At 33.1% G+C, this 14,000-nt stretch carries 9 protein-coding genes and 1 tRNA gene; 2 read left to right on the plus strand and 8 right to left on the minus strand.

Annotated elements, in window-relative coordinates:
- Positions 1-17 precede the first annotated feature (17 nt).
- The 5 genes from Q0975_RS09040 to Q0975_RS09060 all read right to left on the minus strand — a co-directional run bounded on the left by Q0975_RS09040 (position 18) and on the right by Q0975_RS09060 (position 6,535).
- Entirely contained in the window at positions 18-2,879 is a 2,862-nt protein-coding gene (locus Q0975_RS09040) for a two-component regulator propeller domain-containing protein (RefSeq protein WP_299435485.1), read from the minus strand.
- A gap of 254 nt (positions 2,880-3,133) precedes the next feature.
- Complete coding sequence (locus Q0975_RS09045; protein WP_299435487.1) at positions 3,134-3,586, minus strand: 6-carboxytetrahydropterin synthase; 453 nt, start codon at positions 3,584-3,586, stop codon at positions 3,134-3,136.
- A 138-nt stretch (positions 3,587-3,724) separates the two neighbouring features.
- On the minus strand, positions 3,725-4,492 hold the full coding sequence (locus Q0975_RS09050) for an enoyl-CoA hydratase/isomerase family protein (RefSeq protein ID WP_299435489.1): 768 nt from the start codon (positions 4,490-4,492) through the stop codon (positions 3,725-3,727).
- A 214-nt stretch (positions 4,493-4,706) separates the two neighbouring features.
- On the minus strand, positions 4,707-6,038 hold the full coding sequence (locus Q0975_RS09055) for an MATE family efflux transporter (RefSeq protein ID WP_299435491.1): 1,332 nt from the start codon (positions 6,036-6,038) through the stop codon (positions 4,707-4,709).
- Positions 6,035-6,535, minus strand: coding sequence for a GNAT family N-acetyltransferase (locus tag Q0975_RS09060; protein WP_299435493.1), 501 nt, complete (start codon positions 6,533-6,535; stop codon positions 6,035-6,037). Before Q0975_RS09060 ends, Q0975_RS09055 begins: the two co-directional genes overlap by 4 nt.
- Before the next feature lie 188 nt (positions 6,536-6,723).
- On the opposite strand from Q0975_RS09060, the gene Q0975_RS09065 reads away from it, so the two are divergent.
- Positions 6,724-7,530 carry a universal stress protein gene (locus Q0975_RS09065; RefSeq protein ID WP_299435495.1) on the plus strand — a complete coding sequence of 269 codons (807 nt, stop codon included), beginning with the start codon at positions 6,724-6,726 and terminating at the stop codon, positions 7,528-7,530.
- A gap of 77 nt (positions 7,531-7,607) precedes the next feature.
- Positions 7,608-7,684, plus strand: a tRNA-Ala gene (locus Q0975_RS09070).
- A 61-nt stretch (positions 7,685-7,745) separates the two neighbouring features.
- Here the strand turns inward: Q0975_RS09070 and Q0975_RS09075 are convergent.
- The 3 genes from Q0975_RS09075 to Q0975_RS09085 form a co-directional block, all read right to left on the minus strand.
- Positions 7,746-10,811 carry a glycosyl hydrolase family 8 gene (locus tag Q0975_RS09075; protein ID WP_299435497.1) on the minus strand — a complete coding sequence of 1,022 codons (3,066 nt, stop codon included), beginning with the start codon at positions 10,809-10,811 and terminating at the stop codon, positions 7,746-7,748.
- A 530-nt stretch (positions 10,812-11,341) separates the two neighbouring features.
- Positions 11,342-12,322 (minus strand): glycoside hydrolase family 16 protein, encoded by a 981-nt coding sequence (locus Q0975_RS09080; protein WP_299435499.1) that lies wholly within the window; start codon positions 12,320-12,322, stop codon positions 11,342-11,344.
- The gene (locus Q0975_RS09085; RefSeq protein ID WP_299435501.1) at positions 12,322-13,989 is read right to left on the minus strand and encodes a glycoside hydrolase family 43 protein; all 1,668 of its coding nucleotides are present in this window, start codon (positions 13,987-13,989) and stop codon (positions 12,322-12,324) included. The genes Q0975_RS09080 and Q0975_RS09085 overlap by 1 nt, the downstream gene beginning before the upstream one ends.
- Positions 13,990-14,000 lie beyond the last annotated feature (11 nt).

Raw genomic sequence — 14,000 nt, forward strand, 5'->3', positions numbered from 1 at the left:
ACCCTAAACGGGTAGTACTATCTAAATTTTCCTCTAAACAATATTTCGGTTTTATTTTCTGAATGTATGACTAATTCTCCATTAATTTTAAAAGCTCTCTTCCTCATATTAATCAAACCATTCTTTCGTTTTAATTCTGATGAATGAAAACCTACTCCGTTATCAGAAAAACTGATTTTTAGTATATTATTATGTACATAAAACCCTAAAACCACTTCAGTCGCCTTTGCATGTTTTAAACTATTTGTCATTGCTTCTTTAAAAAGCAGCAGTAATTGTCGACTCCAATAATATGGGAGTTTTATATTTTCTTCACTTAAATGTTTTTCTACCTTAAAAATAATACCCTTATTCTGAAATAACTCTTCTCCAAAATCTGTAAGATAAATCATCAATTCTTTTAGATCATCACTATTGGCATCAATAGACCACACAAAATCTTTTATCCCAAAGTACAAATCCTTAGCATCTTTTCTTACCTGAGATATCATATCTATAGATTTAGTTTGTTTCAGTTCTTCATCCTTCATCATAAGCTCAGACATCACTGTAATTCCGGCTAATTTATTACCAAGTTCATCATGAAAATCTTGTGCAACATTTTCTCTAACTGTTCTTAATTCTTGTTCAAGTCTTAGCGATTGTGCTATGGTATCTTGTAATAATTTATTCCTATTATTTACTCTTCTTAACTGAAGGAATATAATAGAAGAAATCAATATTGTACTTAATGAAGAAAGTAAAAGAATAAACCATAATTTCTTAAACCATAATTGTTCTATAGAAAATGGATATTCATTAGAATACACCCAATTACTGTTTGGATTTCTAGATCTAAATTGAATATTATAATCTCCTACTCCATAATTATTTATGTCCAAAACCTTATTTTCAAAAGGTCTCCAATCTTCTGTAGAATTCGTTCTATACGCCGTCGTAACTTGTTTTCCTGAATAATCAATTACATCAACAATAAACTCATTATCCATTTTATTAACAATCAAGTTTGGCGGCGTAATAGGTTTAAAAGCTTCTGTGTTATCTATTCTTACTGCTCTTTTATTACCAGCAATCCATATTTGGTGATCATCATCTTCTATTATCTTAGAAACGTAAGAAGATTGCAACCCTTCTTTCTTTCCAAAATTGTAAAACATCTCATCCTTGTATATAGAAAACCCTCTTTGCGTAGCTATCCAAACCGCCCCGCGATGATCTATATAAATATCATTAATCTTAGTATTATCTAATCCATCTTTTTCATCCAAGTATTTAATATTTCCATTCCAATTGATTCTAGAAAGGCCCGCATTTGTAGCAACCCAGATTCCTGCTTCTTTGGTATATCTGATTTTTTTTATATTTAATGTTTCTTCTCCCAGGCTCGCTGTTATTGTTCTTTTATGCTGATGCGAAACAAGATCATAAACTCTAATTCCAAGATTTGTTGCTACCCACGCCTCTTTATTTATTACCGCTAAATCATTAATTATAATATTGTCATTTTCCAAAGAAACTCTAGTTCTTTGTTGATTCTTATCACTTGAAGAAAAAAGCATACTAACATTGGATATGGCAACACCTTTTTCTTCTTTTATATGGCCTTCTCCATTTACCATTTCATGATTATCAAAACTATTATCAACAGACGTGCTTCTAATTAATTGAATATGTATTTTGTTATTTTTTACCTTCTCATTTCTAAACCCAATAGCTTCAGAACTAAGTTCTTTAGAGGTTAGTTTTTTTGTTATTTTATCGTAACCATAAATGCGATTTAATCCTAAGAAGAAAATTTTTCCATCCTTAGTAGCAATATCAAAAATATCATTGTCATCAATTACTTTTTCTGACAGGACACGGTCTTCTTTTGATAATTGGTATAACCCATCAGATTTAGAAGTAATCCATATATTTTCATCCTTATCTACATAGATATCGCTTACATTAATCTGATAGTCAGGCTTTCCAGTAATATTTTGAAATGTTTTATTTTTAAAATCACGAACATAGATTTTATCTTCTCCAGAAGAAGAATTTTTAATGACAAAAACCTCACAATAAGAAGTTTTAATAAATCTATGAATTAAGTTATCATCAAAATCGTGTTTATCTACTCTTATAACGCCATTAATATTGAAAATATACAAATCATCATGAGATGTAGCGTAATAATGCGTTGCGTCATATTTCCCGAAATCATGAATGTACTTATCTTTCATAAATGGAAATACCAATTCAATTTCCTTCTCCGATTTATATCGATAAATCCCTTTTAGGAGTTTTTTATCTGTTCCAGAATATACGCCTCGATAGAAATAAACTTGATCATCCACAAAAGCTGTCCAACTGTTTGATATTTCTTTATTGCCAAGGTCGAACTTATCTAGTATGGCATCACCATTTCGATCAATATAAATTGCCAGATTTTTTTTTATGAATTTTAATCCCTCTTCTCTCTTATAAAGAATATAACGCCCAAAATTAGCTCCTAAAACATCCTTGCCTATCCGATAAACTCTATTTATCTTCTGAATATTATCGTTTTCTATCTCTGGTATAAGTATAGAATCATTTTTTATAAAATGAAGCCCTCCTTTCCAGGTGGCTATAGCTAATGTATCAGTCGCATATTTTTTTATATCAATAATGTAGTTAGATCTAAACCCTTTAGAACCATCCAATACTTTAAATCTATTACCATTAAACTTAGCTAGTCCATCATCTGTTCCAATCCAGATATATCCATCATCATCCTGAAATAGCTGATATGTAAAATCGTGTGGTAGCCCATTGTCCGTTGTATAATGTGTAAACTTCACCTGAGAACATACAAAAAACGGCACAAAACCTATTATGAATAATAAATGTCGGATCATTTAACCATTTAATAAGAAACTTAGTAAGCCCAAAACAATCCCATCTGGCTTGTTTTTACTGTAAAAATAGTCATTAATATTTTTAAAAAAACTACCCATTTCGGGTGGGAAATAGTTACAACTCGTATCTTATTTTTGAGAAGTTAGTTACTAAAAAGTATCAATCAAAAACAGAATAGTTCAATACTACTAATAACTATTCATTATTAATTATGTTGAGGAAAAGACTGTCTTTTTAAGGGTGGTCTTTTTTATTATATGTTATCACTAGCATACCATTCTGCAAAAGAAGTTTCTGTCTCCTGAAGTTTTAAGGAATGTAGCTTTATATTTTCTGGTAACCTAGCGCTTATCTTACTTGCAAAATCAATTACCATATTTTCACTAGTAGGTTGATAATCCACTAAAATAACATTGTGATCTCTTTGCTCTAATTCTTTTGCTAACTCTATATGAGGAGTGTTCTTGTTAAAAACGGTAGCGTGATCAAACACATCTTCAATGTCTTCTTTTACAATTTTCTTAAGATCTCCAAAATCAATCACCATTCCCAATTTTACATGAGATGTATCAGTGATAGGGCTTCCGATAACAGTAACACTTAATTTATAACTATGTCCGTGAACATTTTTACACTTCCCGTCATAACCATATAATGCATGACCGGTTTCAAAAGAAAATTGTTTGGTGATTCTGATCTTACTCATTTCTTGCTTTGTAACTTTTTGCAAAGTTAGTGAAGATTATCTTCTCTTTCTTTTATTATAAAAGTAAACCACTACTAAAATAATCCCCATTAGTAAGAATAATCCATTACCTCCTAAAAAACTTAGTATATCCATATTTTATTTTTTGAATTTTTTTAACGCTTTCTTAGTAAATTCTGAAAGTACCAATTCACCAGAAACTGCAGCTCTTTCAATCAATAATTCATTCCAATGATTAGTCCCTTTCCAATTTACCACTTTCATTTGCTGAATAGCTTGCGGATTATAGTTTGCTAATTTCTCGGCAAACAACTGAACTTCTTTATCAAGTTCTCCAATAGTTTCAAATACTCTAGTGAATAATCCTTGCTCTTTTGCCCAATAGGCATTTTTCCATTGAGAAGCATCCCATGCCAATGCTTCAAAAGCTGCTAATCCTATTTTTCTAGATACTGCGGGTTCAATTACAAAAGGCCCGATCCCAATAGTTAGTTCGCTTAGTTTTATCGAAGCTGCTTCTGTTGCCATACAATAATCACAAGCTGAAGCTAATCCTACTCCTCCACCAACTGTTTTTCCCTGTATTCTACCAATAATAGGTTGTCTACATCTTCGCATTGCATTAATCACATTAGCAAATCCTGAAAAGAACTTTTTCCCTTCCTCTAGATTTGTAATTGATACTAGTTCGTCAAAAGAAGCTCCTGCACAAAATGCTTTTTCTCCTTCTGATTTTAAAATAATTACATGAACAACAGGGTCATTAGACAAAGTATCAATCGCTTTAGTCAACCTATCTAATAATTCAGATGGAAAAGAATTACTTGCTGGATGTCCAAATTCCAGTGTCGCAATATGATTTTCTATATGTGTATATAAACTTCCGTTGGTTCGTTCAGTAGTCATAGTGTTAGATTTTTGATAAAAATAGACAATATTTTAAATTCTGAAACCAAGTAGTATCGTTGAGTTTAAAACACGTATTTCCACGTATTTATACTTTTCATCCCTAAGCTTAACTTTGTTCTATGAAGAAAAAGTATATAGAAAAATTCAGATTAGTTGCTGTGCTGGTTTGTCTTTATGTAATTATTGCTATGGTATTCTTAAAACTTACTTTCTAGGTAGCGGCCAATCGATAATATTTTTTTCTGAATTTTATTACTAACGCTACCCCTCTTATTAACATCCAGACAGAAATTGCGATCCAAATTCCATAAAGTTTCCAGTCAAAATATCTAGCAATTAATAAGGTAGGAATAAAACCAAGAAAAGTGGATCCCAACAATACATTACGCAAAAAGCCAGTTTCACCGAGTCCTTTAAATATTCCATCCCCAACAAAGGCCAATGCATTTATTGGCAATGCAATTACTACTAAATAAAAGAAACCAGTAAATATAGCTAGTACTTCTAGGTCTTTAGTGAAAATCAATCCTAACTGTTCTGGAATTAACAAAGCAAGTCCGCCTAGCAAACAAGCTACTATGATTCCATATATATTCACTTTCTTAGCCATTGTAACGAGATTTTTATAATCTCCAGCCCCCAATAATCTACCTCCTAAGATATTACCCGCACCACCATATCCGTCAATAAAAAAAGCAAAGAACAACCATAATTGTATTGCAATACTATGTGCCGCAATATAATTAGTGCCTAAGCTTGTTGCTTCTCGCACCGCCAAAAGCAATGTTGTATTTAATGCCAATGAACGAATAAAAAGATTTCCGCTCATTACTAAAAAACGTTTCATTTCTGGATGCCATAGTTTTTCCAATCGAAGCGACACTTCTGTCTTTTTAAGGAGTAATATAAGTGATAAAACGGCCATTAGAACTTGCGAAAATAAACTTGCCCATGCCGCACCTTCTAGGTACATTGGTTCTAAAATACCTTGTATTCCATACACCAACGCAAAATCCAATATAATATTAGCTACAACTCCAATAAGTGCTATAATCATAGGCCAAAACGTGTTCTGTAACCCTCTGAAAATTCCAAAAACAGCAAATACAAACAAGGATAAAGGAAACCCCCAAACTCTAATACTATAATAAGAAATACAATAATCTAATACTAGACCTTCGGCTTTTAGAAGTATAAAAATTTCTTTAATAAAAGGAACTGTAGCAAGAAGAATAGTAACGCTCAAACCTAGATTAAAAAGAATTGCCTGTGCGGGTAATGTCTTTACCTCATCCAATTTTCCTGCCCCTAAATACTGTGAAATGATTGCTGAAATAGCAGCACGAGTTTGCGCCAACACCCATATCAACATAGATAAAAATGATCCCACAATCCCGACTGCAGCAAGAGATTCTGTGCCATTTACGGGTATATTACCCACAATCGCAGTATCTGTTGCTGATAATACGGGTTCCGCAATTCCTGCAATTATAGCAGGAATTGCAAGTCGGTTTATATTTTTAAAACTTATGACACTGCTCACAATACTAGTTCGTAACAATAAAAAGGATGCTCACTTTGCTTAGGGAAGAAAATATCCCCTAACTTCTTATATCCTCTGGTTTCGTAAAAACTTTGATTTCTTTTATTCTGGCTAAAGGTATCCAAACGAATGGATTGATATTCTTTCTCTTCTGCATACGATTCTGCCCAACTCATTAATTTTTGCGCATATCCTTTACCCCAATACTCCGGATCCACTGCCAATCGATGAATATATAGATTCCCTTGATTATCTGTTAACCATTTAATCGGAATATATTCATCATCCATCAATTCAGTAAGCACAATAATACCTTTAATCCGATTGTCTTCCTCCAAAACATATAATTCTTGTAATTCTATATCTTTCTCAAAACGAGATCGGGTAGGGTAGTGTTCATTCCATTGATAAATTTCTCTAGCTATCATTGCTTTAGCACAGGACTGTGTTAGTTTATAAATAGCATCTAGATCAGAAGGTATAGCTTTACGAATCATACTTTTTTACAAACGGCAAAAATACAAACTATTCTTCCGCAGAAAGAGATTTGAAACATATCTAGCCATCATTTTATATAAACTTTAAGAAAAGAAATCATACCAAACCTATCTTCAGCTTCTGAAAATAGAGTTTTGCTGGTCAAAAATTGTAATTTTGTAACCCAAAACACAAATCAAGTTTAGAAATGAAAAATATTCTTGTCCCTTTAGGGCTATCTGAAAACTCGGTTAGTATAGCTCGACTTCAATATGTAATTGATTTTGCAAAAGAACTTGGAGGAACAGTATATGCTGTTCAAGTTTTCAAAGAATTACCTAGATCAGGTAGTCTTCCTTCCGTAAATAAAACCCTTAAAGGGATTTCTGTGAATACGATAGAAGAAAAACTCAATGCGGTTGATAAAAAAGGTGTTACTATTATTCCATTACCATTAGAAAATGATTTGTTAGAAGCTATTCCGGAGTTTAATCTTAAACATTCTATTGATTTAATTGTTTTAGGTCCGGAAAGCAGTGATATTAAGAATCCATATTTTCTTGGTGAAACTTCTGGGAGCTTATTAAAAAAGACAGAAATACCGGTATTAATAATTCCTGAAAATTATGCGTTCAAACCAATAACTAAAGTTTTAATGGCTATCAAATCGGGAATCATTAAAAAACAAAATACGTTATCTCCCATTATAGAAATTTTGAATACATTTAATGCTGAAATGAAATTGCTTCAGGTAAAAACATCAGAATTCTTGCCAGAAGATGCCGAGTTTCAAAAGGATCTAGCTAAACTTATTAGTTCATTTAAATCCTCAGAAAATGGAACTTTATTTCAAGGAGTTCTGGAGCATCTCAATGAAAATTACCCTGATCTATTATGTGTATTTAGACGTAAAAGAGGGTTCTTTGCAAAACTTTGGGAAGAGAATACAGTACTGAAAAAAGATTTTGAAAGCAGAATCCCTTTATTAGTTCTTAAGGGTGCTCTGCGTGATTAATAAACTTTGGAGATGTAGCTTCCTCCTACGCTACGCTTCGGCGGACAAGCACTTCGCTACATCACAGCAAGAAAAATGGGGATGTAGCTCAGCTGGCTAGAGCGCTTGACTGGCAGTCAAGAGGTCGTGGGTTCGACTCCCATCTTCTCCACCAAAAAAAACAAACGGTTATGAAGATACCTTCATAACCGTTTGAATATAAATCATTCTTCTTATCAATTCACAATCAATTTCTTTACTATTGATTTTTTGACTTTATATATCTTCAGAAGATAGACTCCTTTACTAAGACCACTTAAATTGTGCTCTTTTTGTTTAATATTATTAATACTTTTTATCTGTCTTCCGGACAAATCAACTAAAACAATTCTTCTTGTATCACTATAGTCCGACACTATTATATTTACAGAACCATTACTCGGATTAGGAAAAACTTGAATATTTTCTGTTTCATCTCCCAATGTATCCTCTTCAAAAAATCGCTGTTCACAATCAGAGTTAAAGCTTATCCAATCTAACTGAATATTTCTACTCGCATCATGAAAATATAGATAGACCACATGGTTTCCTGATCCAGATACATTAACCGTTTTCTCTACATAATTATCCCATCCTCCTGTATTTTCAGGGTAAATTTCAGCAATATTATTACTATCCTGATTGTTATCAATTCTCACCTTCATATAACCGTTTTCATTATTTCCTTTAGAGTATCTAAACGTAAATTTACCTCCCGATATATCAACATTGTCAAATTTCATCCAATGAGAATAACTAATATTCGTTACAACTCCATTTTCATTATTCAATTGATAAAAATTAGCTGTATTATTTTCTGCCTGAATTGTATCGCAATTTGAGCCATCCGGATTACTATCGGATTGTTCAAATCTCATCCAATTAATATTGTAAAGTCCGCCAGAAATATCTAATCGTAATACCTGATTCGTATTTTCGCTTGTAATTTGAACATTTTCTATTAGTACATTTTGCCATGATTGCCACCCATTCGTATTAGGAATAGCTACTGAACCTAAATCTGCTGTTCCTAACTTTAGAGCTAAAGATTTCGAATTATTTTGAGTACTTGCCACTCTTAAAACTATATCATATGTTCCAGGAGTAACATCTCCTATAGTATACTCTAACCATTCTCCATTAGCTGTCCATCCTACATTAGTGCCACCGCCATTATCGGTCGTATTTTGTAGATCTACACCCTCATTTGCTCTTCCCTGACCTCCATTATTACTTGAATCAGAATCATTATACGCAACTCCTTGACCTCCATCATCATAATCTTCTGCCTCTATTGTTCCAGGAATAGTATGACTTCTAAATGGTGATTGCGTAGGATCAGGATCCACCGCGTCTCCTTCATTTATAACCACGTTACCCAAACTTGTAGGACAATCGTTATTTCCCCAACGCACCCATACGTTATAGGTTCCAGGAGCAATGTTATTAAATGTCGCAGAACCAACATTATCATTCACACTTAAAGGATACGTTATACCACTATCGATACTAAACTCGATACCAGTTCTTCCTGAAATATCAGAAAAGGTAAAAGTGATTTTTCCATCATTAGCTCCTTGCGTAGTTTCGTCAGTAGTACTTACAGTTGCAGTGGGAAAAGGTGTTCCATTGCAATCTGGAGTATCTACATTATCTGTAATTGCTTTAAAATTTCCCGACAAGTGCATAAAACTCATCATATATAACAATCCATCGTAATATCTAAATTGACCTGAAGGAATTGGAGTATCAAAAAACTCATCTACAAATGGCCATACTTTTGAATCTTCAAGAGCCAAAGCTCCAACTGCATTACAAGCCACCAAACCAGGTGAATGATCACTATTTCTACTAAAAGAACCATCCAATGTCCATAAGGTACTATATCCAGGTTTATCTTTAAAAAAATTGATCTGCTTGTCAATTATCGGTTGTATACTATTTTCATTTTTTTGAAACCAAGCAAAATCAAATCCCATATTCATAATATTTCGCCAAGCATCAAACTCAAAATTACCGTGATTTCCTTGATTTACCGGTCTTCCATCAAACTCTGAATAATCCGGCATTAATCCAGTCTGAGGATGCGCTGCCCTTGGAAGTAAATAGGTGCGACTTACTGTTGCCATCTCTGCCCATAATTGATTATTACTAGCTGCTTCTCTAGCCCATATTTCATAAAAAGCTGGAAGATGGTACGATGGGTCAGTAAAACTTGCAGAATTACCACAAATTCCAAATACTATCTGTTTTTCATCTTGATCTACCAAACCTGTAGGACATGCTCCTGAACTAGGAGTTGGTTTATTAAGCATACTATCAAGAATATAGTTCGCCTCGGCTCTATAGTTTATAGCACCGTTACTTCCCCATAGTGCATCAGCAAAGAATAAAGCTGTTACAAAATACTCTTCTCCATCTGGTGCTGAATTTTGATCAATCATAGAAAAGTTAGATCGATTTAATTGCCATGAGAATAATCCTTCTCTATCTGTCCCCACAGGATGTTGACTATATTGTTCTGCAAAACGCCATAACTTATCAAATTGGGTTTTCTTACCCAATTGAACACAAATCATCATTCCATAAGACATGCCCTCTGATCTTATATCATTATTTCCTGTGTCCAAAATATAAGCCATATCACTACCCACTTCATAATACAGCCTTTCATTAGTACTGTCCCCATTTACAAAATATTGATTCCAAATCGCGTTTACTTTTTGTTGCACTTCGGTTTCCGATTTTCCAGACTCTACAAACATGTTTCTATATACTCCAGATTCAAATGAAGGCACTGAAGGAATAACTGGAGCTGGTCTAGGTGGAGGAGGAGATCCCAAAAACGTAAAACTAATTCGATCTAAAAATGTATCATTGGATCCAGTATCTGTTAGTAATTCTAGTGCGAAACTAAGAGGATTAGTCCCTGAGATAGTCACTTCTCTTGTACTATTAGAAGCAGTAGTTCCAGAAAAACCAAACGCACCTAAGCTATTGCCATCTACCGTTAAGTTAATCTTGGCTTCACTATTGTCAGAAGAAGCTCCTCTTATTTCTACTCTATATAAACCAGGTAATGTTGCTAAACTAACAGTACCTTGCGCTTTATCTCCATTGCCATAAAAACCTACGCCATTAAAAGGTGAATCAATTGCTCCCGCATAAGGCCCACTTATTGTCATATTCTCAACCTGCAATGTCTGTGCAGATATTAATGAAGTAAATAATACCATCATTAAGATATTAGTAATCGTTTTCATACTTGTTTGTGTTTATGAGTTTATTAAATTTTGTTTGTCTTACTTATGATCAGATATTGTATTAGTTTTTATGTGTATGATTTTAAATAACTAATACTTCATATTGAAAATAAGACGATGTATTTCTCCTTATTGAGCATCCCTATAATCTGTGTTTTTTGATAGATTATATATAATTAACCTATCAAATTTTTGACTGTAAAGCGTTATAGAGCTCCTATTAGATTTATAACTAATCTATGGTTCAAGAAGATTAAACATAATATTCAACTGTGCTAAAGAGAGGTGAGATAAAAGAAACAGCATAAAGAATATTTAATGTCAGATTTCTATCTACAATAGCTATGTAGATAAGCATACGATATAGTATGCTTTAAATTAAAAGGTATACGATAGTTTTCATAAATGTTTGTGTTTTAGTTATTTCAATTTTAGTTAGTCTCTAAAGGAGTGCACTCCCTTATTTAATTCAAAATGAAAATAGTCTGACAAAATATATAATGTCAATTCTCCTATTTTCAAAAAATATTTTATCCATTCTTTTGATATACTCGAACATAATCTATTATTAAAAATGTTGGATATTCTGAAGGAATAGGTGCCTCTGAAGGTAAATTACCTCCTACTGATAAGTTCATTAGTAAAAAGAATTCATCATTAAACGGATACGGTTGTCCAAAAGTCTGTGATGGTGTTATAGAATGGTATGGAACATCATTAACGAGCCAGGTAATCTTATCCTCTTCCCAAATAATAGAAAACACGTGATAAACTTTATCATAAGTTTCGGCTGGAGCTTTGTATTTAACTGAGTTAAATCTATGATTACTTAGATTACTTCCATAGTGTGCCGTTCCTAAAATTTCTGTTTTATCTTCTCCTAGATATTCCATAATATCTATTTCTCCACCTCTAGGCCACCATTCTGCAGGATTTTGAACTTCATAATCTTTATTAAGTAACCATAACGCTACCCAAGTTCCTGTAGCAGAGGGCATACTAGCACGGATATCAATTCTACCATATCTAAACTCAAATTTATTATCTGTATGTATTCTTGCTGAGGAATAATCTTTCCCTCCTATATTTTCTTTTTTAGCTTCAATAATCAAATTATCATCTTTCACATAGACGTTGTCTTCATCATTGGTGTAATATTGAAACTCATTATTACCCCAACCACATAAATTAGGACAACCGTCTCCTATATGAAAACTCCATTTCTCAGCTGATATATTTTCTGAACTAAATTCATCATTCCACACTAGTGTATATTCATCGTAATTATCAGAAGCATCATACCCTGAATCCGGAATTACTAAAGATCCTGTAGAGCAACTTGCGCAAGAATTCCCTCCACAATCTACTCCTGTTTCGCTTCCATTCATAATTCCATCATTACAAGTTATATCAGGAATTGGTTCGTCTATAATAACCGCCACTTCTTCTTTTGGAGTAGAACAAGAAATCAACAAGCTAAAAATCAAATAAGTACATATTGTTTTATTCATCATTTCTTTTTTTTATACATCTCATCATTACCCTTATATTCAAACCAATCAAAAACAGCGCTATTATTACTTTTGTTCCCTAAAGAAGTAGTATACATGCCATAAATTGCACCTACAAATCCTCCTGCTACTTTCGTGCTTACAAATTTTGCGTCTATTCCTGATTTCAACAGCTTCCAATCTTCTTGATCTTCTGCATATAGGAAATCATAGGTGTCATTATTGGCTACAATTTTAAGTCTTACATAATTTTCCGAAAAAATAGGCGTCGAAACTATTTCTTCCATAGTAATCTCTGAAGACCTAAATAATTGAAGAACCGGTATTTTGTTTTTAACAGATTTGCATAAATAATAATAATGAGATTCATTCTGAAAAATCACCAATCCAGACTTCTCGTTTTCTTTTTCAGCCGTAAATTTCATGAGTACAGTTACGCTTCCCTTACTATGCTGTTGTCGGTGACCAATAAAACTAGGGTTTTCCTTTTCGGAACAGCTTTCTGGTCTGGTTTCTATTTCTATTAATCCTTTTTTTATTTCAAACCATTTGTCTTTTGGCGTTCTCAGAAAAAGCCAGTTATAGCCTAAATCCGTGTGATCAAAATCTTCCTTAAAAGAAAAATTACCACTGTATTGAAACCCTTTCGATTCATTAATCACATTTGAAGGAGTTGGATAATTATATTTCACAGAATCACCACCTAGATCAAACATTGGCCAATTATCCTTCCATTTAATTGGAGCCATAAATGTTTCTCTACCCGTATTATAATGATCATTATCATAAGGTCTACAACCTAAAAAAACTCCAAACCAATCACCATGATCTGTTTCTACAATATCAACATGGCCAATAGAGGTAACCGGAAATTCCCGATTCGGATTCAAATGTCTTTGGGTAAGAATTGGATTTTTATCATAGCTCTCATATGGACCTAATACATCTTTACTTCTGAACACTACTTCTGAATGCCCTTCCGCAGTTCCTCCTTCTGCAGCAATAAGATAGTAATATCCATTTTTCTTAAAAATATGAGGTCCTTCAATCCATATTGGTTTCTTAGAAAAATCTGCTCCTCCGTTTATCAAGATTTTCTGTTCACTTACAACTTTCAGTTTATGGATATCAAACTCATTTATTTTGATCGTTCGATGTCCATCATATAATGGTTTATTACTTGGTGCAGTACTATTATAAATTATATAAGCTTTTCCATCAGTATCAAAAAACATAGATGGATCAATTCCATTAACTTCTGGAATCCAAACGGGGTCAGACCAAGGACCACTTGGATCGGATGCAGTTACCACAAAATTGTTTTTTCCATCTACAACTGTGCCTGTTATATAATATAATCCATCTTTGAATCTTATTGCCGGTGCAAAAATGCCTCTTGAAACTCCTAGACCGTCTAAATCGAGTTGTTCTGGTCGATCTAATACGTTTCCTATTTGTTCCCAATTGACCAAGTCATCGCTTTTAAATATTGGAATCCCAGGGAAATAAGCAAATGTGGAAGTTATCATATAGTAAGAACCTTCAACTTTACAAATACTTGGATCTGGATAGAAGCCAGCCAATATTGGATTCGTATATGTATTTTGTGCTTGCCCCAAAGAGCTTACAAAAACAAAAAACAGTACATATAGGTTTCTAATATTCATTAATAAACTGA

The sequence above is a fragment of the uncultured Aquimarina sp. genome, from assembly GCF_947500065.1.
Classification (GTDB): Bacteria; Bacteroidota; Bacteroidia; order Flavobacteriales; family Flavobacteriaceae; genus Aquimarina.